23 protein-coding genes and 1 other RNA gene are annotated in these 24,131 nt (G+C 59.8%); 13 read left to right on the top strand and 11 right to left on the bottom strand.

The genetic code is table 11. The features are described 5' to 3' along the window. The first annotated feature begins 18 nt into the window (after nucleotides 1-18). Entirely contained in the window at nucleotides 19-897 is an 879-nt protein-coding gene (locus tag AC2CHD_RS04400) for a dienelactone hydrolase family protein (RefSeq protein WP_484552710.1), read from the top strand. A gap of 3 nt (nucleotides 898-900) precedes the next feature. Here the strand turns inward: AC2CHD_RS04400 and AC2CHD_RS04395 are convergent, their stop codons facing one another. From AC2CHD_RS04395 to AC2CHD_RS04385, 3 genes are all read right to left on the bottom strand, one after another. Further along, nucleotides 901-1,131, bottom strand: a complete 231-nt coding sequence (locus tag AC2CHD_RS04395) for a hypothetical protein (protein ID WP_484552709.1) — start codon at nucleotides 1,129-1,131, stop codon at nucleotides 901-903. A gap of 174 nt (nucleotides 1,132-1,305) precedes the next feature. Then, nucleotides 1,306-2,943 (bottom strand): chloride channel protein, encoded by a 1,638-nt coding sequence (locus AC2CHD_RS04390; protein WP_484552708.1) that lies wholly within the window; start codon nucleotides 2,941-2,943, stop codon nucleotides 1,306-1,308. 8 nt (nucleotides 2,944-2,951) lie between these two features. Next, nucleotides 2,952-3,440 (bottom strand): thioesterase family protein, encoded by a 489-nt coding sequence (locus AC2CHD_RS04385; RefSeq protein WP_484552707.1) that lies wholly within the window; start codon nucleotides 3,438-3,440, stop codon nucleotides 2,952-2,954. A gap of 111 nt (nucleotides 3,441-3,551) precedes the next feature. Here AC2CHD_RS04385 and AC2CHD_RS04380 point away from each other — a divergent pair, with 111 nt between their 5' ends. Next, the gene (locus tag AC2CHD_RS04380; protein ID WP_229448914.1) at nucleotides 3,552-4,970 is read left to right on the top strand and encodes an FAD-binding oxidoreductase; all 1,419 of its coding nucleotides are present in this window, start codon (nucleotides 3,552-3,554) and stop codon (nucleotides 4,968-4,970) included. A 191-nt stretch (nucleotides 4,971-5,161) separates the two neighbouring features. Next, nucleotides 5,162-8,971 carry an AsmA family protein gene (locus AC2CHD_RS04375; protein ID WP_484553215.1) on the top strand — a complete coding sequence of 1,270 codons (3,810 nt, stop codon included), beginning with the start codon at nucleotides 5,162-5,164 and terminating at the stop codon, nucleotides 8,969-8,971. A gap of 8 nt (nucleotides 8,972-8,979) precedes the next feature. Here the strand turns inward: AC2CHD_RS04375 and AC2CHD_RS04370 are convergent, their stop codons facing one another. From AC2CHD_RS04370 to AC2CHD_RS04355, 4 genes are all read right to left on the bottom strand, one after another. Then, a complete protein-coding gene (locus tag AC2CHD_RS04370; RefSeq protein WP_229448916.1) occupies nucleotides 8,980-9,210 on the bottom strand; it encodes a ribbon-helix-helix domain-containing protein in 231 nt (76 codons plus the stop codon). After that, the gene (locus tag AC2CHD_RS04365; RefSeq protein ID WP_370633342.1) at nucleotides 9,207-9,407 is read right to left on the bottom strand and encodes a DUF4169 family protein; all 201 of its coding nucleotides are present in this window, start codon (nucleotides 9,405-9,407) and stop codon (nucleotides 9,207-9,209) included. The genes AC2CHD_RS04370 and AC2CHD_RS04365 overlap by 4 nt, the downstream gene beginning before the upstream one ends. Beyond that, the gene (locus tag AC2CHD_RS04360) at nucleotides 9,407-9,973 is read right to left on the bottom strand and encodes an SspB family protein (protein WP_484552706.1); all 567 of its coding nucleotides are present in this window, start codon (nucleotides 9,971-9,973) and stop codon (nucleotides 9,407-9,409) included. The genes AC2CHD_RS04365 and AC2CHD_RS04360 overlap by 1 nt, the downstream gene beginning before the upstream one ends. 86 nt (nucleotides 9,974-10,059) lie before the next feature. Then, nucleotides 10,060-10,761 carry a TetR/AcrR family transcriptional regulator gene (locus tag AC2CHD_RS04355; protein ID WP_484552705.1) on the bottom strand — a complete coding sequence of 234 codons (702 nt, stop codon included), beginning with the start codon at nucleotides 10,759-10,761 and terminating at the stop codon, nucleotides 10,060-10,062. 165 nt (nucleotides 10,762-10,926) lie between these two features. Between AC2CHD_RS04355 and AC2CHD_RS04350 the strand changes: the two genes are divergently transcribed. Beyond that, nucleotides 10,927-12,132 carry a multidrug effflux MFS transporter gene (locus AC2CHD_RS04350; RefSeq protein ID WP_484552704.1) on the top strand — a complete coding sequence of 402 codons (1,206 nt, stop codon included), beginning with the start codon at nucleotides 10,927-10,929 and terminating at the stop codon, nucleotides 12,130-12,132. Between the two features lie 117 nt (nucleotides 12,133-12,249). Here AC2CHD_RS04350 and ssrA read toward each other — a convergent pair. After that, nucleotides 12,250-12,617, bottom strand: a transfer-messenger RNA (tmRNA) gene (gene ssrA / locus AC2CHD_RS04345). A gap of 152 nt (nucleotides 12,618-12,769) precedes the next feature. Here ssrA and AC2CHD_RS04340 point away from each other — a divergent pair. The 7 genes from AC2CHD_RS04340 to AC2CHD_RS04310 all read left to right on the top strand — a co-directional run bounded on the left by AC2CHD_RS04340 (nucleotide 12,770) and on the right by AC2CHD_RS04310 (nucleotide 18,619). Further along, nucleotides 12,770-13,081 carry a DUF2853 family protein gene (locus AC2CHD_RS04340; protein WP_229448920.1) on the top strand — a complete coding sequence of 104 codons (312 nt, stop codon included), beginning with the start codon at nucleotides 12,770-12,772 and terminating at the stop codon, nucleotides 13,079-13,081. Between the two features lie 160 nt (nucleotides 13,082-13,241). Continuing rightward, nucleotides 13,242-14,036 carry a thymidylate synthase gene (locus tag AC2CHD_RS04335; protein ID WP_484552703.1) on the top strand — a complete coding sequence of 265 codons (795 nt, stop codon included), beginning with the start codon at nucleotides 13,242-13,244 and terminating at the stop codon, nucleotides 14,034-14,036. A 15-nt stretch (nucleotides 14,037-14,051) separates the two neighbouring features. Beyond that, nucleotides 14,052-14,546 (top strand): dihydrofolate reductase, encoded by a 495-nt coding sequence (locus AC2CHD_RS04330; protein WP_484552702.1) that lies wholly within the window; start codon nucleotides 14,052-14,054, stop codon nucleotides 14,544-14,546. Between the two features lie 148 nt (nucleotides 14,547-14,694). Beyond that, complete coding sequence (hflK, locus tag AC2CHD_RS04325) at nucleotides 14,695-15,801, top strand: FtsH protease activity modulator HflK (protein ID WP_484552701.1); 1,107 nt, start codon at nucleotides 14,695-14,697, stop codon at nucleotides 15,799-15,801. Next, complete coding sequence (gene hflC, locus AC2CHD_RS04320) at nucleotides 15,801-16,730, top strand: protease modulator HflC (protein WP_484552700.1); 930 nt, start codon at nucleotides 15,801-15,803, stop codon at nucleotides 16,728-16,730. The genes hflK and hflC overlap by 1 nt, the downstream gene beginning before the upstream one ends. A gap of 12 nt (nucleotides 16,731-16,742) precedes the next feature. Next, nucleotides 16,743-16,928 carry a DUF2065 domain-containing protein gene (locus AC2CHD_RS04315; protein WP_484552699.1) on the top strand — a complete coding sequence of 62 codons (186 nt, stop codon included), beginning with the start codon at nucleotides 16,743-16,745 and terminating at the stop codon, nucleotides 16,926-16,928. A 191-nt stretch (nucleotides 16,929-17,119) separates the two neighbouring features. Beyond that, nucleotides 17,120-18,619, top strand: a complete 1,500-nt coding sequence (locus AC2CHD_RS04310) for a DegQ family serine endoprotease (protein WP_484552698.1) — start codon at nucleotides 17,120-17,122, stop codon at nucleotides 18,617-18,619. A 56-nt stretch (nucleotides 18,620-18,675) separates the two neighbouring features. Here the strand turns inward: AC2CHD_RS04310 and AC2CHD_RS04305 are convergent, their stop codons facing one another. Both AC2CHD_RS04305 and serB read right to left on the bottom strand, forming a co-directional pair. Further along, nucleotides 18,676-19,239 (bottom strand): GNAT family N-acetyltransferase, encoded by a 564-nt coding sequence (locus AC2CHD_RS04305; protein ID WP_484552697.1) that lies wholly within the window; start codon nucleotides 19,237-19,239, stop codon nucleotides 18,676-18,678. Beyond that, the gene (gene serB, locus AC2CHD_RS04300; RefSeq protein ID WP_484552696.1) at nucleotides 19,236-20,123 is read right to left on the bottom strand and encodes a phosphoserine phosphatase SerB; all 888 of its coding nucleotides are present in this window, start codon (nucleotides 20,121-20,123) and stop codon (nucleotides 19,236-19,238) included. Before serB ends, AC2CHD_RS04305 begins: the two co-directional genes overlap by 4 nt. Nucleotides 20,124-20,153: 30 nt before the next feature. Between serB and miaA the strand changes: the two genes are divergently transcribed. Together miaA and AC2CHD_RS04290 are read left to right on the top strand one after the other, a co-directional pair. Next, a complete protein-coding gene (miaA, locus tag AC2CHD_RS04295; protein WP_484553214.1) occupies nucleotides 20,154-21,089 on the top strand; it encodes a tRNA (adenosine(37)-N6)-dimethylallyltransferase MiaA in 936 nt (311 codons plus the stop codon). Between the two features lie 90 nt (nucleotides 21,090-21,179). Continuing rightward, complete coding sequence (locus AC2CHD_RS04290) at nucleotides 21,180-21,962, top strand: GGDEF domain-containing protein (protein ID WP_229448928.1); 783 nt, start codon at nucleotides 21,180-21,182, stop codon at nucleotides 21,960-21,962. Between the two features lie 132 nt (nucleotides 21,963-22,094). Here AC2CHD_RS04290 and AC2CHD_RS04285 read toward each other — a convergent pair whose 3' ends face one another. Further along, a complete protein-coding gene (locus tag AC2CHD_RS04285; protein WP_484552695.1) occupies nucleotides 22,095-23,990 on the bottom strand; it encodes an ATP-binding protein in 1,896 nt (631 codons plus the stop codon). Nucleotides 23,991-24,131: the final 141 nt, after the last annotated feature.

The following is a 24,131-nucleotide window of genomic DNA, read 5'->3' as shown; positions in this document are numbered from 1 at the left end:
ACAATCGGGAGTGAATTCATGCAGGATCAGCCCAAGATCACACAGGCGATGATTGATGCGTATGACGAATACACGCATCTCACACTCGATCGCCGCGCTTTCATGAACAAGATGACGAAGCTTGCAGGCTCGGGAGCTGCGGCTGCTGCTATCGTGCCGATGCTCGCCGCCAATTCTGCGCGGGCGGCGATGGTGGCTGAAGATGATGATCGCCTTTCGTCGGAGGATATCACCTACCCGGGCGACGGCGGCGATATGGCGGGATATCTGGTTCGCCCGACCGGTGCGGAGGGAAAACTTCCGGCGGTGATTGTCATCCATGAAAACCGGGGCCTCAATCCACATATCCGCGATGTCGCGCGGCGCATGGCGCTTGAGGGTTTCGTTGTGCTGGCGCCCGACTTTCTTTCTCCCTCCGGCGGCACGCCGGAAGACGAGGACAAGGCGCGTGAAATGATCGGCCAGCTCGACGGTGGCGAGACGGTGCGCAACGCAGTTGCAACGCAGGCGTTTCTGGCTGGACACGATGCGACCAACGGGAATGTCGGCGCCATCGGTTTCTGCTGGGGTGGTGGGCTGGTAAACCAGCTGGCCGTGAACGATCCCGATCTTGATGCAGGTGTTGCCTATTACGGACGCCAGGCTGATGCGGCTGAGGTTGCCAAGATCGAAGCGCCGCTGCTGCTCCACTATGCCGGGCTCGACGAACGGATCAACGCAGGGATCGACGCTTATCGCACCGCGCTCGAAGAGGCCGGCAAGGACTTCACCATTCATGTCTATGAGGGCGTGAACCACGCGTTCAACAACGACACGTCGGAAGCCCGCTATGACAAGGAAGCCGCTGATCTGGCCTGGGAGAGAACGGTGGCGTTCCTGAAGGAACAGCTGTCCTGAAACTCAGAACGGGTCGAAAGGCGCCGGATCATAAGCGATGAAGAGGCGCTTCTGGCGCGCGGTGCGGACGATGGCGCGGACATAGATCAGGTCGATGGGAATTGGCCTGCGGTTTCGCTCGAGCCAATAGAGTTCGTCCTCAATGGATTTCAGCGCGCGCCAGAAGTCGTAATCCGTGATCTCGTGTGTGCGCGCGAGACCGTCCGACAGGGCTTTGGCTTCCTCGTTCAACACCGGGCTTTCCGCCAACCACGAATCGAATGCGTTTATGAAGGATGGTCGGCGTGCCGCTTGAGCGCTTCAAGCGGAGGGCATGGTTAAACTTGTGCAAAGATGCTGCCTTAACCGGTATGGTTAATGAAAACCTGCTTTCATGATGCGAGCGGGCGGATCTTGTAGTCCGGCAGCCTATCTATGCTCTTCCTCACTCATATCCACGAGCGCGCGGTTGAAGAAGCGCAGTGCACGGACATGGCTTGCGAAAGCGATGACCTTGCTCGGATCTTTCAAATCGACCACCGGCAGGCGGTCGTGCCCGCCTTTGTCGAATGCGCGCAACGAAGCTTCCAGTGTATCGGTTGGTTTGAGTGAAGGAGCACCAGTTTCGGGGTCATAGGTGACCGGCTCGCCCTCATCATCCAGTGGCTCCATGAAATCCATGACGCGAATGGATTGGCCGAGGGCCCGGTGAGGGCCTTCGACGAGGAAAAGACCGCGCATCTCGAGCTGCCATTGGAACCAGGAATGGCCGTGAATGGTTTGGGTGATGCCGTGCGCCACGGCGACGGTCAGCAAAAGTGCGATTGAGAGTTCGTAGCCACCGGTCAGTTCAAACACGATGACGGTTGTAGATATGGGTGCGCCCAGAACAGCGCCGGCGACGGCTCCCATGCCGAGGATGGCGTAAAGCCCCTCGCTTGAGGCCATGGTGGGAAAAACCGATGCAGCGATGATCCCGAATGCGCCTCCGGTAAGCGCCCCGAGAAAAAGGGCTGGTGAAAAGATGCCGCCGCCAAAGCGCATGGCGAGCGTTATGGACGTGGCGGCCGTTTTCACAACAATCAGCGCCAGCATGGTCATGAGCGGCAGGCGGTTCCACAGAGCCATGTCGGTGATCTCGTAGCCCACGCCCAGCACATGCGGGAAGACGACGGCGATGCCTCCGACAATCAGGCCGCCGACGAGGGGACGCGTCCAAAGCGGAATGCGGATCCCACGAGCCGCATAATCCGAGACGAAGAGCGAGAACTGAAAGAGGATCGCCACCACGGCTGCCGTGACCCCCAGAAGGGCGAAGGCCGGGAATTCCCAAAATGAGGTGATCTGGTGTGTGGGGACCAAAAACGCGGCGGCGCTCCCGAACCAAAGCCGGGATGCCACCGCGCCAGCAGCCGAAGCAATGACGATGGGGACGAAGGAGCGCATGGCGTAGTGGCCGAGGATGACCTCATGAGCAAAAAGAACACCGGCAATGGGAGCGTTGAAGGAGGCTGAAATCGCGCTGGCAACACCTGCACCCAAGAGGGTGCGCCGACACCATTCGGGCAGGTTGGCGCGCCATGCAATGGCCGTTGCCAGAACGGCGCCCAGATGGACCACAGGGCCCTCGCGTCCTGCGCTTGCGCCTGAGCCGAGTGACAGGGCGGTGACGAAAGCGGAAAGCAGGCCTTCACGAAATCTGAGCTTTCGCCCCGACAAGGCACGCGCTTCGATGACATCGGCCACGGCACCTGTGCGCCGCGCTTCAAGGCGTGTGAGGAGAATGCCGACCAGGAGACCGCCGACAACGGGACCGGCCATGATCCAGTACCAGGGCAGGGAGAGGGCGGCGGTGAACACACGTTCCGAACTCGTGCCGAGCCAGAAGAGCTGGAAGAAGCCGATCAGCTCGCGGAACGCAATTGCCGCGATCGCCACTGCGAGGCCGAGAAACAGCGACAGGAGCCAAACGAGGGGCAGCCGCGCCTCGAGGAAGGCGCTGATATTCGGCTCGATCCACGTTCGCAGAATCTGTGGCAGACGCTGTATCAGCTTGAGAAGGGGCATGCGAAACCCTAGCGCTTCCGGCGGCGGATGGCGATGGAGTGGCCGGCCTGTTCCGGTTGCGGAAGCGATTTGTGCATGGCGAACATCGTTTCGATGCGGCCAAGCACATCTGCGGGAAAGGGCGTGACCTTCGGGCCTGACATATCGATGTGCAACGTCAGCGTCTCGCAGGTGGCGGCCAGCCAGCCGTCCTCGGCATGGCGCAGCTCCTGATAGGAATGAAGGCGTTTTTCGTCATGATCAAGGAGCTGATAGGTGCCACGAACCTTGTCTTCAAGATGAAGTTCGCGCAGGTAGCAAAGGTGGATTTCCGCCGTGTAGGTGGTCAGGCGCCGGTCTGCCGCATAGCGCGCACCCATTCCAAACCCCTCAGACACTTCTTCATAGGCGCGGTCGAAAAGAACCGTGTAATAGGCCATGTTCAGATGACCGTTGAAGTCGATCCAGTCCTTCTGCAGCTCGAAGACAGATGAGCAATGGAGTGCTTTGTCTGGCATTGTGTTTCTCTATTCCCTGGCTGCGGACTATGTTCGACTTGCATCAGATTCGGATAGAAACGAAAACGATCCTGTGCGGCAAGGGTTGGACCACCTGATTGGAGAAGTTGAATGGCGCTTGCGGAATTGGAACAGGTAGCAAGGAACGAAGAAGGTGTTCGGCTTGTGCTGGACCTTTTGCGTCAGCGTTATGGGGAGCGGCTGGCCACCGGACATTCGGTTCGCGAGCAGCATGCCCATTCCACGAGTTATATCCCTCCGCAATTGCCGGACGCCGTCTTTGCGCCGCAAAACGTCGAGGAAGTTCAGGATGTGGTGCGCATGTGCGCCGAGCATCGCGTGCCTGTCATTCCCTTTGGGACCGGGTCTTCTCTGGAGGGCCACGTGAATGCGCCGGGCGGCGGGATCTCTCTTGATCTGATGAACATGAACCGCATTCTTTCCGTCAATGCCGAAGACCTGGATTGCACCGTGGAGCCCGGTGTGACGCGTGAGGACCTCAACCATTATCTGCGCGATACGGGCCTGTTCTTCCCGATCGATCCAGGCGCAAATGCAAGCCTGGGAGGCATGGCCTCGACGCGAGCATCGGGCACCAATGCAGTGCGTTACGGGACGATGCGCGACAATGTGGTGAACGTGCAGGCTGTGATGCCGGATGGACGGCTGATCACCACAGCACGACGCGCCCGCAAGACATCGGCCGGCTACGATCTCACGCGGCTTCTGGTCGGTGCCGAGGGCACGCTGGGCATCATCACCGCGTTGACCTTGAAGCTTTATGGCATTCCTCAGGCCATCTCGGGTGGCGTATGTCCGTTTCCGGACGTCGAGTCGGCGTGCCAAGCGGTGATCACGACGATCCAGATGGGCGTGCCGGTGGCGCGTATCGAGTTCGTCAATGCACTCGCGATGAAGGCCATCAACGCCTATTCCGATCTGAATTACCCTGAAAGCCCGTGCCTGTTTGTCGAGTTTCACGGAAGCGATGCCGGCGTAAAGGAGCAGGCTGAAACCTTTGGCGAAATCGCGGAAGAGTTCGGTGGCGGCCCGTTTCAGTGGACGAGTGTTGCGGAGGAACGCACCAAGCTGTGGAAAGCACGCCACAACGCCTATTGGGCGAGCGTCGCGCTGCGACCTGGAACGCGCGGCATCTCGACGGATGTCTGCGTTCCCATTTCGAGGCTCGCCGAGTGCATTCTGGAAACCGAGGCGGATATCGAGGAGCAAGGGCTGATGGCCACGGTTCTCGGCCATGTGGGCGACGGCAATTTTCATGTGCTCGTTTTGATGGACATGGACGACCCGAGGGAAATCGAGCAGGCCGAAGCTTTTGTCGCGCGCCTCAACAAGAGGGCACTTGCCATGGATGGCACCTGTACGGGTGAACACGGGATCGGGCAGGGCAAGATGCGGTTCCTGGAGGAGGAACTCGGGGATGCGGTGGATGTTATGCGGGCGGTCAAACAGGCGATCGATCCGCTCAACATCATGAATCCCGGCAAGGTGGTGGGAAGCAGGCGGTTATAAGCGATCCCTTGTGCGATCATATGGCCGACCGGCGCTTTAATGTCGTTGAGAGCGCACTCGGCCCATTCTGCTTTCCGCGGAATCTTGAAGATGCTCTAACTCATTGTTTTTATGCAGTTCCGGGCGGAAAACCGGTTTCCACTTTTCCTGGAATTGCACTAGTGTAGGCCAACGGTGTTTGAACCAGGGAGATCGAACTGGCCCGGCTGTTTGTATTCTTCGGTGGACTTGTGGTGCTGGCGCTGACCTCGGCGCTCGTTGCCCCCTATTTCATCGACTGGAATCATTACCGATCCGCGTTTGAGCGTGAAGCGGGGCGGGTGCTCGGCCGCGACGTGCGGGTGGAGGGCACCGCGCGAGCACGGCTTTTGCCGTTTCCCTCGCTGACCTTCACCGATGTGGTTGTGGCCGGCGAAACGCCGGATGCACCGGGCATGACGGTGGACGAATTCTCCATGCATGCCGAGCTTGCTCCGTTTCTGCGCGGCGAGGTGCTGATTTTCGACATGCAGCTCACGCGGCCGAAGGCACGTATTTCTGTGGCCGCGGACGGCGGAATCGACTGGGCCGTGCGTCCTTCCGGGCCCTTCGATCCGCGGCAGGTAACGCTTGAAAACGTCAGTATCGTCGATGGCGCGGTGACCCTTCGCCATGAAGCGAGTGGGCAAATTCATCAGGTGTCCGATATCGATGCGGAGCTTTCCGCTCGCAGCCTGGCAGGACCCTGGCGGATTGGAGGATCGCTCGCCTTCGACGGTTTGCCAATGCGGGTTTCCGTTTCGACGGGTACGCTTGGGGATGACGGACGCATGCGGTTGCGGATCGATGCATTGCCAGACGATCTTCCTGTCAGGGTGGCGATGGACGGTCAGGCGCGCATCGAAGACGAAGCCGCCTATTATGACGGCACGTTTGCGCTGAACACCTATAGCCAGGAAGCGATGGCCGAGCTGCGCGAGGAGGACGAGCAGGCCCCGGCTCTCACCACGGGGGCGGCGAGCAACCGACTGACCGGCAGCTTCGATCTCAGGCACGATCAGCTTCTGGTTGATGCGTTTCGCTTCGAGACGGGGCCAATTGATGCCCCCTATAGCGCAGAGGGCAGGGCGCGCATCGAGTTTGGCAGCGCGCCGCGTTTTCTCGTAGAGGCGGACGGAGCCCAACTTCGTTTTGAACCGGAGGAGGGTGAAAGCGGCTCTGTCGCCGGACTGGACCTCAATGCACGCTTCAACGCGTTTGCGAACCTCATGCGCGCTCTGCCGGCGCCGGGCATCCCCGGTGAGATCGCAATCAACCTACCGGCAATCGTGGCCGGAGACACGACGATCCGGAATATCGAACTGCGGGCGCAGCCGGCTGACCGCGGCTGGTCGATCGGCTCTGTGGCCGCGACGCTGCCCGGCCGGACGCGCCTGGAAGCCAGTGGCCTTTTGACCACGCGCGATGCCCTTGCCTTCAAGGGACGGATGCTGCTCGCGATCGCACAGCCATCGGGCTTTGCGGCCTGGATTTCGCGCGATGTGGATGATGCCATCCGTCGCCTCTCTTCGGCCGGTTTCAGCGCAGATGTGGATCTCTCGCGGCGCGCACAGACCTTCGAAAGGTTGGAGCTTATCCTGGGCGGCGCACGCTTCAATGGACGCGTGGAACGGCAGGCGCCCGACGATGCGAAACCCTCTCTGGACATTGCGCTCGAGGGGGAGGCGCTCGATCTGGACGGTATTCGGGCTTTTGCCTCGCTTTTCGTGAATGACGCCGGTGTGAACAGGCTTTCCGGACATGACGTGGATCTCGCGGTGAAGGCGGGACCCGTTGCTGCCGGAGGTGTGGAGGCGGACACGGTCGACACGGCTCTGCGCCTGCGCGCGGGCGTGCTTGAGATCGACAAGCTGACACTGGGCGGGCTTGCCGGCGCCCAGATCAGCGCCACAGGGCAGCTTCGCGATTTCTCCACCGCGTTGACGGGCCAGATCGACGCGACGATCCTGTCGACCGATCTTGCCGATCTCGCAATGATGGCGGCCGACCGCTTCCCTGAAAACCGCGTTCTGGAGGGTATTGCCCAGCGGGCCCAGGCCTTTCCGGGGCTATTGGAAAATGCGGAAATCAACCTTGTCGCCAGCGCGGCCAACAACAGGGACGGTACGGTGGGGCTCGCGGTCAGCGCGGAAGGGGAGGCCGGTGGCACCGATCTCAGCTTTTCGCTCTCCGATCGCAGCCCCAGGGACGATGCGCTGCAGGGCGAATTCAAGCTTTCCGTGACGGCCAGAAACGATGATGCCGCGGTGCTTTATGGCCTTGCAGGCCTACCGGCGCTTCCGCTCGGGTTGGTTGGCGATGCCAAGCTTGAACTTACGGCCTCGGGCTCGCTGGCAGATACGGTCAGCACACAGGCTGCGGTCACCGGGCAAGGCTTTACCGCATCTTTCGACGGTGAACTGGCCAATGCCCTCTCGACACCTGCTCTTTCCGGCAGGGTGCGCGTGGAGAGCGATGATATCGAGCCATGGCTGGCTGTCGGCGGCGTCGTGCTGCCGGGATTTGGGCTTGGATTGCCCGTCGAGCTCGCAGCGGCGCTCGAGTGGAGCGAAAAGGTGGTCGTGCTCTCCGGGCTCTCAGGTGTGGTGGCCGGAATGGATCTGAGTGGCGATTTCAACATTCTGCGCGATGGCGGCAAACCGCGTATCGACGGTGCCCTACGCCTGGCGCGTTTTGACCTTGCACCGGCGGCAGAGCTCGTTCTGGGACCGGATGTGTTGTCGGGCGAGGAGAGCGGGGCCTGGCCTGAAGAACCGTTTGCTGGCGATGTCAGTCTGCCGTTTGCAGCCGATCTCGACCTTCAGACGGACGCGCTCTGGGCTGGGTTCCTCTCGGCTGGGCAGGAGGCTAGCCTGAAGCTGAAACTCGACGATGAGGGGCTGACGGTTTCCGATCTGAAGGCGGCGGCCTTTGACGGTTCGATCGAGGGTTTTGCGACGCTTAAAAACAATGCCGGAACCGGGCTTCTGACGGCGCAGATCGGATTGAAGGACACGGCGCTGGACGCGCTTATGCCGCAGGGGAGCCTTCAAGGTCGTCTCAGTGGCCATGCCAGCGTGACAGCCAGCGGCAAGACCGTGAACGGCATGGCCTCGGCTCTCACCGGATCGGGCTCGGTCACGGTGAACGATTTGAGCATACGCGATCTCAACCCGCAGGCTTTGCCGCTGATCCTTCAAAAGGCTGATGTTCTGGGAAATGAGATTGATGCCGCACAGACCGAGATTTTCGCACCGCCTATTCTTCGTGAAGGCGAATTTCAGGTGGGGAGCACCGAGTTTGCCTTCACGATCGCCGGAGGTGTTGCACGCACACCGCCTATGCGACTTGAGGCAGAGGGAGCCATATTGACCACGACGGCGTCGGCTGATCTTCAGCGCATGACGGTCGAAACGGACGGGGCGCTGGTTTTTGATCCCGGTCTCGAGGCGGTTGTGGGGGCGGAGCCTCGCGTGGACCTGGTGGCATCGGGACCGTTTGGCGATGTAGAGGCATCGCTTTCAATCGGGCCGCTTGCTCAGTTTTTGACCCAGCGCGCGCTGGAGCGCGAACAGGTGCGGGTGGAGCGCATGCAGTCGGTGCTTCTGGAAAAGCAGAGGCTGCGCCGCGAGGCACGCTATTTCGCAGCACTCCAGACCGAACGCGAGCGAGCGGAAGCAGAGCGCCAAAGACTGGAACGCGAACTGCGTCAGAAGCGCGAGGCGGAAGAAGCAGCGCGCCGAAAGGCAGAACGAGACGCCGAAGCTGCGCGCCGAGCTGCAGATGCTGAGCGTGCTGCAGAAGCGCGAAAGCGCCGGCAGCAAAATTCCCCGCGCGAAAGCGCCATACCCTCGGAGGTCGAGCGAGCTCCGCTGGAGGCTCCGGAAGGCGCGAATTCGCCTGATGCGGTTTCAGAATTCTTTCGCTCGAAGAACCTTTCTCCCGAGAGGCTTCGCGAACTTCTGGGCTCAGACGGGGGGTGAACTGAGGGTCAAGCGTTGTCGGGAGTCCGGGTTTTCAGATCCTGAAGAACATAGAGCCGCAACCGGGAAGAGAGATTGTTTTCGTCTTGGCGGGCAGCGTCCACCTCTGCAATAAGCGCTGCCAACGAGATATTTCTCCGCCGGGCAATGCTCTCCAGCTCGGCAAGGAACGGCTCTTCTAAAGATACACTTGTTTTATGGCCACGGATGCTGACCGAACGCTTGGCGATCCCGCTCATTTGGGCGGGGTGTCCCGCTTCTCTTCGCGTTTGTGCCCTTCAAGCAGGCTCACTGAACGCGCCTGTTGGCTCTCATTCAAGAGGCGTTCGGCCTTGGTGCGTCCGTGAAGGATCCGATTTTCCGTGGCGCGCTGTTCTTTCTCTTCGCGGGCGCGGCGCTTGCGCTGCTGCCTGAGATTGACCAGTTCGCCCATCATCACTTCTTTCGGAAAGCGTCGAGGGATACGACTTCGGCCCCTTTGCCTTCGGATGCAGGAGCTTCTTCCTTTATGGGATCGCTTTCTGTCTCCGCCTTTTCCTTCTTGGTCTTTTTTGCCGGCTTCTTCCTGGCAGCGGGCTTTTGCGTTTCTTCGGCAGTATCCTCGGGATAAACCTCGGTAATGTCCGCGGATTGCTCGCCTTGCTCCGGCTTGACGTCGAACTCGAGCTCGAAGTTGACCGAGGGGTCGTAGAAACCGCGGACTGCGGAGAAGGGCACGCTCAGCATTTCGGGAACGTCGGCAAAGGACAAACCGACCTCGAAGCCAGTCTCGCTGACTTTCAAATCCCAATATTGATACTGCAATACGATTGTCATCTGCTCGGGATAACGCTCACGGAGCCGCGAGGAGACGCGGACGCCAGGAGCGTTGGTCAGGAAGGTGATGAAGAAGTGGTGCTCACCAGGAAGTCCGGTGCGCGCAACTTCTGCCAGAACCTTGCGCATTACGCCACGCAGAGCGTCCTGAGCGAGAATATCGTATCTTATGCGGTCTTCGGCCATCAACAGGAACCGGTTTGTGAATCTTCGACCTACCTCTAATCAAGGACTGTGCTCAGGTAAACCGGCAAAAGCCGGGTTCCGCAGCGTCAAGCGCGCAAAGCGCGGTCGCCCGACGATATTTCTTCGTTTTCCGACCGCTTCCTGCCATAGGCGCGCAGGAAGGTTTTGACCGCGCAGGCGGCTGTTTCCTGAAGCCGATTGCTCCCCAGCTTCTCGCCAAAGAGAGCGGGGATCTGCAATTCGGTGTTCACCAGGGCAAGGAATTGACGTGCCGCGATGTCGGGGTTGTCGAGATCAAGATGCCCTGCATAGGCCAGACGGGCGAAGCGAGAGGCGAGCGCAGACCAGACCTTGCCCGGCCCGTCGGTGCGCCAGCTGGCGAAGAGCTGCGGATGCCGCTCGCCTTCGCTCTGGATGAGCTTGCGAAGATATTTCCCATCCTCGTCGCACAGGCAATTCTGCGTCAGGCGCACTGCAAAGGCGACAAGTTCCTTTTCGAGGTTTTCGGGATGATCGGGAAAGGTTGCCAACACCTCGAAACTACGGGCATTGCAGCGCTGGGTGATTTCGGTGACGACGGCTGCGAACAGCTTATCCTTGTCGCCATAGTGATTGTATACCGTTTGACGCGAGACCGAAGCTTCGGCGGCGATCATGTCAATGTTTGCGCCGGCATAGCCTTCCCGGCAGAAAACGCGCGCGCCCGCTTCGAGAATGGACACGCGCTTGGCGGCATGTCCGCGTGTCGGGAGCCTGTCAGTAGCGTTGATCGCATCCATAAAAAACATATATGTGTGATTGACAAATTAGACAAGACTGTCCAAAAATATAGTCAATAAAGATCAGCTTTGTGAGCCGCGCCATGCTGGCAGCTGCGCCGGGCCTTCTCCTTTGTGTTTTGTCTTGAATGTGACGCCGATCGCGGCGGTCACCTTTTCTGAAAGCGAAAATCAATGACCACAAGATTTCTGCGCATTGCGCTGGTTCTTGGCCTTCTAACTGCCGTCGGCCCGTTCGCCATCGATATGTATCTGCCGGCCCTGCCGTCGATTGGCGCAGACCTCGATGCAGGCACCGTTCCGGTGCAGATGTCACTTCTGGTGTTTTTTCTGTCGATGGGGTTGGCTCAGATCATCGTTGGACCGATTTCCGATATGGTGGGCCGCAAGGTCCCACTCTATGCCGGGCTTATTGTTTTCATCATCGGCAGTATCGGCTCGGCGCTCGCCAACAATATCGAAATGCTGATAGCGTTCCGGTTCCTGCAGGGGCTGGGGGCTTCGGCCGGAATGGTCGTACCGCGCGCTGTGGTGCGTGATCTTCACACCGGTACCGAAGCGGCGCGGCTCATGTCGCTCTTGATGCTGGTGTTCTCCATCTCGCCCATTCTGGCTCCGCTTACGGGGAGCGTGATCATCGCCACTCTTGGGTGGCGGGCGGTATTCTGGTCCGTGACTGTCGCTGCAGTGTTTGGCCTTTTCCTTCTTGCAACCGCGCTGAAGGAAACAAGGCCTGTTGAGGAAAGGAAAGGCAGTTCGCTGCGCACGGCGCTTGCCGGCTATCGTTTTCTCCTCGGGGATCGAAAGTTCATGGGGCTGACGTTCATCGGCGGTTTCGGCATTTCCAGCTTCTTCGTTTATCTGTCGAATTCGTCCTTTGTGCTGATCGACCATTACGGCCTGTCGCCGACGCTCTACAGTGTCTTCTTTTCCATGAATGCAGTGGCGTTTTTCACCATGTCGCAGCTCACGGGGCGGTTGACGGAGCGATATGGTCTCCGGCGTGTCGTGCGGGTCGCTGTCGTTTCCTATGCGACGACAATCGTGGCCATGTTGGTGGTCATGGCAGCGGGGCTGCAGTCGCTGTGGGTGCTGGCCGCGTTCCTTTTCGTGGGCTACGGGTTTCTGGGCCTTGTTATCCCAACCACTTCGGTTCTGGCGATGGATGATCACGGCACCATTGCCGGCACCGCATCGGCCCTGATGGGAACGCTGCATTTTGCCATCGGGGCCACGGCCATGGCTGTATCGGGGCTGTTCTTTGACGGGACGCCATTGCCAATGGTGACGAGCATTGCCGTGTGTGCCGTGCTCGCGCTTTCTTTGACCCATCTGACGCTGGGACGTGATCAGCAGCCTGCGCGGGCGGCAGCTGAATGAGTTCGGATGGCTGGCAAGGCTGTTTCTGGAGGGGGCGCTGAGGCGCCCTTTCTGTTGCGGGCGGCAGGAACACTCCCGCCGGAAAAAACGGAAACTCACAAAATAAAAAACTGGAAGAGTGGAGGCTTCTGTTGCCAGGTGCCTCCGAACCCCGCCTGAAGGTGCGAACCCTCAGGAGTTTAAGTGAAGCTATCGCGCTGCATTAAGCAGCGAGACGTGCCTCCGCATAGTTGTCGTTTGCAACTACTGGTTTGACCCGATAACGGTGGTATCATGCCGAGCGAAAGTCCGATCTTTACACCCTCGTCGATCCTGTTTCGCCCCCGTCAGAAGCCGTCGGCGGACGCATGGTCTTCGGCGGTTTCTGGTGGAGGCGCCGGGCACTGCCCCCGGGTCCGAATGGTTTATTACACCGGCAGTTTATCGCCATAGTCGGTCGAGCCGACGGTGCGAATATAGTGAGGCAACCGGAGCAAGAAAAGGGGGATTCTGGCGAAAAGTCTTTTCGGCATTGACTTGACGTCATGCTTTGCGGAATGTCTGCAATGGTGTGGGAAGAACTTTGGCAAACGTTGAGGTTGCGTTGCTGGCCGGATCGTGTCGAAGGGGGCCCACGATTTAAAACGAGGGAAAAATCATGGCCGATTATCTCGCGGATGTCCGCAAATATGATGCAACCGCTGACGAGGACATCGTCAACAAAATCGTAAAGCATCTTGGCATCGCGTTGCGCAACCGGGACTCGTCGCTGGTCTCGTGTACCGATTCCAGCGAGCTTGATCGTGTGCGCGAGAGCTGGTGCATGAAGAAGCTCGGCGAATCCGACGGCGCAAAGTGCGATTCCATCATCGAGAAAGTCTGCGAGACAATGTCCGGCGACAATTCGAAAAGCCGCGTGACCTTCTACTATCTTGTGGCGAAGCATCTGGGCAAACTGTCGAGCCTCTGAGCTTCTGGCTATGCCACTTGTTCATGCTGCGCCCCTGCCAGCTCGGCGGGGGCGTTTTCATTTGGGTGTGAGAGAGCGCGACAATCAGCGTGCCGGGCACTTTTCGTGCTTGCTGTCTGCTTTATGATGCGGCGACAACCCCAGCCCGAATCGGACCACCATGCGCCAATATCTCGATCTTCTTTCCCATGTTCTCGAAAACGGCGTCGACCGTGACGATCGCACGGGAACGGGTACGCGCGGCGTTTTCGGCTATCAGATGCGCTTCGATCTGGAAGAGGGGTTTCCGGTCCTCACCACGAAGAAGCTGCATCTGCGCTCCATCATTCACGAATTGCTGTGGTTTCTGAAGGGCGATACGAATATCGCCTACCTCAAGGAGAACGGCGTTTCGATCTGGGACGAATGGGCAGACGAGAATGGCGACCTCGGTCCGGTTTATGGGGCTCAATGGCGTTCGTGGCCGGCACCGAACGGTGGGCAGATCGATCAGATCACGAATCTTCTTAAAGGGTTGCGTGACAATCCTCATTCGCGGCGGCATGTGGTTTCTGCCTGGAACCCGGCCGAGGTCGATTCCATGGCACTGCCGCCATGCCATTGCCTGTTCCAGTTCCATGTGGCGGAGGGGCGGCTCTCCTGCCAGCTCTACCAGCGCTCTGCCGACATCTTTCTCGGCGTGCCCTTCAACATCGCGTCCTATGCGCTTTTGACCATGATGGTGGCGCAGGTGATGGGACTGCGGGCAGGGGATTTCGTGCATACGCTGGGCGATGCACATCTTTATTCCAATCATTTCGATCAGGCGCGCGAGCAGTTGACGCGCACACCAAAGCCGCTGCCGACAATGTGGATCAACCCTAACGTGACCGATCTGTTTGCGTTCCGTTTCGAGGATTTCCGGCTGGAGGGCTATGTGGCCGACCCGACGATCCGCGCACCGATTGCGGTTTGAGCGGGAGGGAAGCTGATGAGCGTCGAACTGGTTGTTGCGATGGCGGAGAATGGCGTGATCGGGCGCGACGGGGATCTGCCCTGGCGGCTTTCCACGGATCTCAAGCGCTTCAAGGCCATCACCATGGGCAAGCCCGTTATCATGGGGCGCAAGACCTGGGAGAGCATTGGCAAGCCGCTGCCTGGTCGGCGCAACATCGTCGTCACGCGGCAGGCGGACTATGCTGCTGAAGGGGCGGAATGCGTATCTTCCCTAGACGTGGGGCTGGCTTTGGCAGTGGCTGGCGACCCCGGCCAGGATGTGTGCGTGATCGGTGGGGGGCAGATTTATCGGGAAGCGATGGACAGGGCCGATCGCCTGCATGTCACGCATGTCTATGCGCGGATCGAAGGGGATACCGTGTTCCCTGAAATCGCCCCCGAAATATGGGAGGAAGTCTCTCGCGAGGAGGTGCCTGCGGGCGAAAAGGACGTTTACGCCACCTCCTATGTGGTCTACCAACGACGCTGAAGAGGCAGGGCAGCGCTCTCTTTTCGCTGGAAAGAGCGGGAAACGCGGCGGGCTGCCGCGTTGAAAGAGGATTTGCCGCTACCTATAACTGACCGGATGGGAGAGCTGTCCTCGACGGACGGAACCCGGATCGAGAAAAGGAACAAGAATGCCCTGGAATAATCAAAGTGGCGGAGGCGGCCCTTGGGGCGGCGGCAATAACGGAGGCCCCTGGGATCAGGGACCGCGTGGGCCGAGTGGACCGCAGGGATCTCCGCCCGATCTGGAAGAGATCATCAAACGCGGCCAGGACAGGCTGAAAAACGCGCTGCCCGGCGGCGGCGGCATCAGCCCGGCCATGGTCGGTCTGGTGCTTCTGGCACTGGCGGGTCTGTGGCTTTTCAAATCCGTTTATACGGTGCAGCCGGATGAACTGGCCGTCGAACTGCGCTTCGGCAAGCCGAAGCCTGAGCTTTCCGAGCCGGGGCTGCATTTCCATTGGTGGCCGATCGAGACTGTGGAGAAGGCTTCCGTTGCCGAACGGCTGGTGGATATCGGCCAGACCAGGGGCGGGGCTTCCAGCGGGCTCATGCTTTCCGGTGATCAGAACATCGTCGATGTGAAGTTTTCCGTTGCCTATCAGGTTGCCGATCCTGCTGCCTATCTCTTCAACGTCGCCAACCCCGACGAGACGCTGCGCCAGGTGGCTGAAAGCGCCATGCGTGAGGTTGTCGGCCGGCGTCCGGCACAGGACATTTTCCGTGATGACCGCCAGGGCATTGCCGAAGATGTGCGTGTGACCATTCAGACAGCGCTCGACGAATACGGCACGGGGCTGACGGTCAACGCGCTGTCTATTGAGGACGCCGCACCGCCGCGCGAGGTGGCCGATGCGTTCGATGAGGTGCAGCGCGCCGAGCAGGACGAAGACCGTTTCGTGGAGGAGTCCAACCAGTACTCCAACCAGAAGCTCGGTCAGGCGCGTGGTGAAGCCGCGCAGATCCGCGAAGAGGCGGCTGCCTACAAGAACCGTGTCGTTCAGGAGGCGGAAGGTGAGGCGCAGCGTTTCATCTCTGTCTATGACGAATATGCCAAGGCTCCGGCGGTGACGCGCAAGCGTCTGTTCCTGGAGACGATGGAAGGCGTGCTGCAAGGCTCGAACAAGGTGATTGTCGAGCAGAATGGCGGACAGGGCGTCGTGCCTTACCTGCCATTGCCGGAACTTCGCCAGCAATCGCAGCAGCAGCCGCGTGGAACCGCGGGAGGGAGCAACTAATGTCCAACCGTCTTCCCATACTCGTCATCATTGGCGCGGTTCTGCTCTTCCTGCTCTATTCGGCGATTTTCGTCGTCAACGAGCGTCAGCAGGCCATTGTTCTTCGTTTCGGTGAAATCGTCGACGTGAAGACCGAGCCGGGCCTTTACTTCAAACTGCCCTTCGCTTTTGTCGAGGCGGACAATGTCCAGATCATCGAAGACCGCATCCTGCGCTTCGATCTCGATGACATCCGTGTGCAGGTTTCGGGCGGCAAGTTCTACGAGGTGGATGCGTTCATCGCCTATTCGATCAACGATCCCCGCAGGTTCCGTCAGACCGTTTCGGGCAGTGTCGCGCTGGCTGAACAGCGACTGCGGACCCGTCTTGATGCGGCCTTGCGCCGGGTCTACGGTCTGCGTGGCTTCGAGGCGGCTCTTTCGGAAGAGCGTGCATCGATGATGCGTGAGGTGGCCGAGGAATTGCGGCCTGCCGCTGCATCGCTGGGGCTTGAGATCGAGGATGTGCGCATTCGCCGGACCGACCTGACGGCGGAGGTCTCCCAACAGACTTATGACCGCATGAAGGCGGAACGACTGGCGGAGGCGGAGCGCCTGCGTGCACGTGGCCGTGAGGCTGCCGCGCGCATCCGCGCCCGGGCCGATCGTGAAGTGGTCGAGATTCTGGCTGCCGCCCAGCGCGAATCGGAGATCCTGCGCGGTGAGGGCGAGGCGGAACGCAACGCCATCTTTGCCGAGGCATTCTCGCGCGATGAGGACTTCTTCGAGTTCTATCGTTCGATGAACGCCTATCAGCAGGCTCTCGACCCGAATGGCACCACCATGCTTTTGTCGCCTGATTCGGAATTCTTCCGTTTCTTCAACGACTCCAGCGGCGGTGGAGCCCGCGTGACAGCGCCGGCTGCTCAGGGCACCGCTGCCGGCCAGTGACCGGCGGCTGATATGAGCGATTTCATTGCCGCCCTGGGCCTGGTTCTCGTCATCGAGGGCCTGGTCTATGGCGGCATGCCGAGGCTGGCCAGAAAACTCGCCCAGCAGGTTCTTGAAATGCCGGACAGCGCGCTTCGCGCAGCGGGCATCTCGGCCATGGCACTCGGTGTGTTGGTGATCTGGCTTATTCGAGGTTGAAACAGTTTGCGGCCCGCATGGAATTCCCGTGCGGGCCGCAAACGTGCCGTAATCAGGCCCAATCATACAGATGTGAAACGCCTGTTAATGGAATCCAGTCAGTGTTGAGCCTAAAGTTCCGCCAGGGTGCCGGCTTACCGTTCCAGCGACGGGCCGTTCCACCAAACAAGCCATCTGGAGAAACGCTCTCAATGTTCCCGACGAAGATTTTACGCGCCACGCGGGTGGCACCAGTTGCCGCGCTGATCGCGCTGGGTGGTCTCAGCTCCGCTCCGGTGATCCTGGCACAAGAAGCAAGAGCAGAGGGCCCGGCTTCGGTGGCTGATCTGGCTGAGCGGCTTGCCGGCGCGGTGGTCAACATCTCCACTTCGCGCTCCGCGGATGGGGGCGCGTCGGGACGCGTGCCGCTGCCAAAGCTGCCGGAGGGCTCGCCGCTGCAGGAGTTTTTTGACGATTTCTTCCAGGATGAGCCTGAACAGGAGCAGGGGCCGCGTCAGGCCCAATCGCTGGGCTCGGGCTTCGTAATCGATGCGCAAGAAGGCATTGTCGTCACCAACAACCACGTGATCTCCGGCGCAGACGAGATCGTCGTCAATTTCACCGACGGCGGCAAGCTGGACGCCGAATTGCTGGGCGTGGACACGAAGACCGATCTGGCTGTGCTCAAGATCGATCCAAGCAAACGCAAATTGCAGGATGTTCCGTTCGGGGATTCCGACAAGATGCGGATCGGCGACTGGGTGATGGCGATCGGCAATCCGTTCGGTCTTGGTGGAACGGTGACCGTGGGCATCGTTTCGGCGCGCAACCGCGAAATAGGCTCAGGTCCTTACGATGATTTCATCCAGACGGATGCGGCCATCAATCGCGGAAACTCCGGCGGGCCGCTGTTCAACATGGATGGCGAGGTGATCGGCATCAACACGGCCATCATTTCGCCGACCGGTGGTTCCATCGGCATTGGCTTTTCCATTCCATCGGCGCTGGCCATCAAGGTGGTGGATCAGTTGCGTGAGTTCGGTGAGACGCGGCGCGGCTGGCTCGGTGTGCGTATTCAGGAAGTCACAGATGAGATAGCCGAGAGCCTTGGCATGGGCAAAGCCATGGGCGCGATGGTGAGTGGTGTGATCGAAGGTGGCCCAGTGGACGACGGATCCATTCAGCCGGGTGACGTGATTGTCGAGTTCGACGGAAAGGCTGTCGATAATGTGCGCGAACTGCCGCGCATCGTTGCCGAGAGCCCGGTTGGCAAGGAAGTGGACGTCGTCGTCGTCCGTAAGGGCGAGGAAGAAACCGTACGGGTGACGCTCGGACGGCTGGAAGATGGTGAGAAACTGGCTTCCGCAGAGACGAAAACGGACACGCCCGCCGGCGAAAGCGAGGCTGTCTCCTCGGCGGCTGTTCTGGGAATGCACATGGCCACTCTGGATGATCAACTGCGGGAGCAGTTTGAAATCACTGCTGATGTTAGCGGCGTGGTTATCACAAAGGTGGATGAGGGATCCCCGGCATCGACGAAGGGCGTTGCCGCGGGCGATGTCATCGTGGAGATCGCCCAGGCAACAGTCTCGACACCCAAGGAAGCGCTGGACCGGCTCGAAGAGCTGAAGGGGCAGGGGCGCCGCAACGCATTGCTGATGCTTGCCTCGAAGAATGGTGAGCTTCGTTTCGTCACATTGCGGATGGACTGAGCTTTGGTCACATATCGCAGATCAAACGCAGCCCGGTGGGATGACCACCGGGCTTTTTATTTTTGCGCGGCGCGCCAATCCGATTGTGTGAGCCTGTAAAGCGCATGGCGTTTCAAATGCGGATGGCTCTCTGGAACGCCGGGATGATCAAAGTCTCCATTCGGATCGTGGTGCATCCCGATACGCCGCATGACGGCGATGGAACGTGCATTGTTAACAACCGCGAAGGAGACGATTTCCTCAAGCCCAAGCTTGTCAAAACCGAATGCAAGCCATGCCTGAGCGGCTTCGGTCACGTAGCCTTTGCCCCAATACTCCGGGGCCAGCCGCCAGCCGATTTCTATCGATCCATCCGGCAGGTTGGTGAGACCTGAAGGCTTGTGCAGCCCTATAAAGCCGATCGGCTGGCCAGAGCATTTCAGGGCTGCCGCCGCGAACCCGAAGCCATTTTTCGCAATGCCGTCACGAACCCTGTCCATGACGGCATCAGCCTCCTCGCGGTTCCGGCGGAAAGGGAAGAACTCCATGACCATGTCGTCGGAATTGATGCGATGGAAAAACGGACGATCTTCCTCGCTCCAATTTCGCAGGACCAGACGGTCGGTCTCCAGGAGGGTCATTGAATGAAGTCCGATTCTCGGTAGCCCTGCAGGAAGAGGAGCGCTGTGAGGTCGCCGTGGTCGATGCGCACGCCGGCCTGAGCGGCAACGGCGGGTTTGGCATGGAGCGCAACACCGAGGCCCGCCCGTTCGATCATGTCGAGATCGTTGGCTCCATCGCCGACTGCCAGCACGTCCTGCCGTGGAATGCCCTGTTGTGCGGCGAGGCGATCCAACGCCTCGGCCTTGGCTGCGCGGCCCAAAATAGGTTTTGCAACCTCGCCGCTGAGTTTCCTGTCATGCGTAAGGAGCCGGTTAGCCTGCTGGGTGTGAAAGCCGAGTTTTTCACCGACCGGTCCCGTAAACTGCTCGAAGCCGCCCGACACCAAGGCAGTGAATGCACCGGAGGCCTTCATTGTGGCGACCAGCGTACGCCCGCCAGAAGCGAGCGTGATGCGTTTTTCAATAACGCTGTCGATGACATCGAGGGGCAGGCCCCTGAGCAAAGCGACGCGTTCTTCCAGTGCGGGCTCAAATGCGATCTCGCCATTCATGGCGCGACGGGTTATCTCCGCAACAGCTTCCTTGAGCCCGAGTTCGGCTGCAAGCTCGTCGATGCATTCCTGATCGATCATGGTGGAGTCCATGTCGGCGATCAGCAGTTTCTTGCGACGCCCCTGCGCATTCTGCACCGCTATATCCACGGGGCTGCGGGCGAGGGCATCACGCAGGATGGAATCTGCGGCTTTGGGGTCAACTCCGGGCTTCAGGACAATATCACAAGCGAGGTTTTCCCCCAGCCAGTCGATGGCGCTTGCATCGAGCGCCTTCATGGCCATAGTCGCAACGTCCGGCGTCAATGCGCGTTTTGCCGGATGGGAAATGAGGGTGGCTACGAGGGACATGGGCGCTTTCCGGGAGCTTGAATGGCAGGCATGCTGAACGATGCGATCCTGATAGCCGGGCCAACGGCCAGCGGCAAGTCTGCGCTGGCGCTGCGTCTGGCTCTGGAGGTCGGCGGTGCGATCGTCAACGCCGACTCCATGCAGGTCTATGACGTGCTTCGGGTTCTTTCGGCCCGGCCGGGGACAGATGATCTGGATAGAGCGCCGCATCATCTCTATGGGCATGTATCACCTTCCGTCGCCTATTCGACAGGGGCCTGGCTGGACGATGTTTCTGCGCTTCTTGAGAAGGGCGCTCTCGCAGGTCGTCGTGCAATCTTTGTGGGCGGGACCGGGCTTTATTTTCGAGCACTTCTCAATGGTATCGCACCCACGCCACCAGTTCCTGAGCCCGTGCGGTCTCATTGGCGGAAGCGTCTTGCGGATGAAGGGCCCGAGGCGCTTCATCGTGTTCTTTCAAAGCGCGATGCGGCGGCTGCGGCTGCGATAGGACCCACGGACGGGCAGCGCATCACCCGTGCTCTGGAGGTTCACGATGCCACTGGCAAGGCACTGAGCGCCTGGCAGGACGAGACAACCCAACCGTTGGTCGCCCGGGAAAACAGCACCTGTATCGTGCTTGAGCCGGAGCGCTCATTTGTTGTCGAGCGCATCGAAAGTCGTTTTGACAGCATGATTGCGCAGGGCGCGCTTGAAGAAGTCATGGCTCTCCTTGCGCTCGATCTTACGGTGTCTCTTCCGGCAATGAAGGCCATCGGGGTGCCCGAACTGACTGCGTATTTGCGGAATGAGTGCACATTGGAACAAGCCGTCACACAAGCAAAAACCTCTACGCGGCGCTATTCCAAGAGACAGGCAACCTGGTTTCGGCACCAACTCGACGATCAGTGGCTGAGGCTGCCCATCGGCAGTCACACAAGATCAACGGATGAACTTGTGACTGCCATCAAAAACAATCTCAAATAGCCAATATGGCGCCACTTCTACCTGTGGAGATTAACCTTGCGTAAGTAAGGCTGTGCGAGAACGGCTTAAAGGGTGTCGTTCGGGGCCAGCATGCGTTTCCACAAAGCGGAGTCGGCGTTTATTGTATTCATTTCGCTCGTCCTTGGAGCGGGGGGAATGCTCGCCTATGCCTATTGGCTTCTGCGTTCGGATATAGGCATCTTTCCGGTTCCGCGGGAACTCGGAAGCTTTATCCAGCTTCTGTTCATTTCCGGGGTACTGCTTGCCACCGCCACCCTTTTCGGCCTGTTCTTCATCTATCCGCTGATCCGCACCCAGGTGCAGGAGGAAGGGAAGTTACGGGCGATGACCGAAACGCTCAGTGCACGATCGGAATCCCTTCAGCATGCTGCCCTGACCGATAGCCTTACGGGCATGCAGAACCGGCGCTTTTTCGATGATGCTTTGAGGGAATATCTTCAGGAGTTTCGCCGTATCGAAAAGCCCGTCGGGCTGATGGTGCTCGATCTCGACCACTTCAAACAGGTCAACGACACACACGGTCATGACGTGGGAGACGACGTGCTGCGCGCCGTGGCGCGTTGCCTGAAGGACCTGACCCGCTATCATGATGTGGTGGCGCGCATGGGGGGCGAGGAGTTCGCCATTGTCGCACCGAACATGAACAATGAATCGCTGGTAAAACTGGCTGAGCGGATTCGGCGGGCGGTTGGCGCGCTTGTTATCGAAACGTCGAATGTGAACATCCGCGTGACGATCAGTGTGGGGTTGTCGATCTGGAACGGCCGCGAATCCGCCGAGGAATTCTATCGCCGGGCCGACAAAATGCTCTACGAGGCCAAACGCCTGGGGCGCAATCGGGTGTGTGCCTGACGAAGTTGCGGCTCGTTTTTCTCATCCCCTGGAACATGCTTCGCTGACAGGGCGTAGGGCAAATGGTCCTGTGCTCTGTGATCCTGCACAGTATCAGCGCTTTCCATGCCCTGGCTGCAGACGGCTGAGCTATCAGCGAGTTCCGAATTTTCCGCGAGGCTGGGGTGTCGTGCCCGTGTAGCGGCTGAGAGAAGACGCATCCGAGGGCCGCAATGGGGGGAGGGGCGCTGGCCGAACGGTCCCGTTCTCAACCGAACGAGAGACATGACCGACAGAATATCCCTGATCACCTGCCTGAAGTCCGGCAGGCACGGGGGCTCCGATATTGGGAGATGTCTCCACCTGCGTCCGCGGTGTGCGTCCGGTGTCTCGCAAGCGGCTGACGATGGATGCGAGGTCCACTTCGCGATCGATCTCTTCCGGGTTGGAGGCCCTGTGCCTGTCGTTTTCGCGAACGCCCGGCAAGGCATGTGGCGGAAGAGATTCGAACTTCATGCGCATGGTCGTCGCCACGCCCTCACCGAAGGCAATCGCTTCCCGGCGACCCATGGCAGACAGGAAGGAGAGCATGGAGGCGGAGGAATCGGCAATCGCAGAGCGGATGATCGCCTGATCCTGATCGTTGGCCAGGCGCATGGCGAAGACGGTGGAGCATTGCGACAGAACGGTCGGGTCAAGCTCTCCCGGACGCTGGGTCACCACGCCGAGATAGCAACCGTATTTGCGCCCTTCCTTTGCGATGCGCGCCAAAGCGTGACGCGTCGGAGCAAAGCCAAGGCGCGGATCGGCCGGCATGTAACGGTGGGCCTCTTCGCAGACGACGAGAAGATTGAGTTTCCCTTCACTCCACAGCGCAAGGTCAAAGGCCAGACGCGCCATGACAGAGCAGACGGAGTTGACCACTTCAGGCGGCATGCCTGCCATTTCGAAACAGGTCACGGTTTTGCCATGACTCGGGACACGGAAGAGCCTGCCGATCGTTTCGTGGATCGTGTCTTCGATAACCCGGGCAGCGAACATGAAGCGATAACGCGGATCGTTGATGGCCGCTTCGATGCGTGTCTTCAGGCTGCGATAAAGAGGGCGTTCCACCTTGTTTTCAAGCTGACCAATGCGTTCATCGATCTCCTTGAGGACATCAGCCATGCGATACGGCACGGGTGTGTCTGCAGTCAGGCCGCCAGCATCATTGTTGCGTCGCAGCGCGGCCGCGGTACCCGGATTTCGATAGAGATGCTTGGCGTTGGGAATGAGATCGCGGAGGAGCTCGACCTCTTCTGGAACGGGTTCGCGGCCCCTGAAAAGTACTTCGACAAGTTCCTCCAGCCGAAACAGCCAGAAGGGCAGGTCGAGTGTGTTGGTGTCGACGCGAACCGCGTGTTCTGGCAGCGCGGAGGCAAACTCATTGTGCGGGTCCAGGATCAGCACCCGCAGGTCAGGCCGGGAAGCGATGGTCTTTCGCAGCAGAAGTGAAACGGCGGAAGATTTGCCCACGCCCGTGGTCCCGACCACCGCGAAGTGACGGTTGAGAGTATCGTCCACGGCTATGCAGGCGTCGATTGCCTCGTCCTGCGACAGCTTGCCGATGACGGCTTGCTGGCGGCCAGCGAGATCATAGACCGCCTGAAGGTCGCGAGAGCGAATACGATGGGCAGGGGCACCGATATGGGGGTACTCGGTGATGCCACGGTCGAAGACCGGTTCCGAGCCGCGGTCCCGGACCTCCCCGACCAGTTCGACGGAAATGGCGATGGGATTGGCTTCGCCGTCACGCCAGCGGTGTTGGGGACGTTCGACAGCATAGACAAGGCCGACGGTCCGTGTTGTTCCCATATTAATGGAAATCATCTTGCCGACGGTCCAGTAATTCGACTGACCTGCATCGTCTATTTCGGTATCGGCAGCAATGGTCGCACGGGCGCCATCACAGTGCACCACGTGGCCGAGCAGACGCCGGCGCGGCTGATCGGCCGCGCGCCGTTCCTGCGACGTGGTTTCGCCCTGCGTCGTTCCGCCTTCCAAATACATCGTGCCACCCCATTTTCCCTAATCCACAAACCTAAGGGCACGAGGTTAAGACCACGTGTTTGGGGATGGTTGAGGAGGGGTAAACACGACCGTTCAACTGGTCTGCGTTAGCCGGTTGACGAACCGCTCGAGCAACCTTAT

Source organism: Nitratireductor sp. ATLC21 (genome assembly GCF_057196525.1).
Note: the sequence above shows the minus strand (reverse complement) of the source record. Positions and strands in the feature narration are given on the sequence as shown.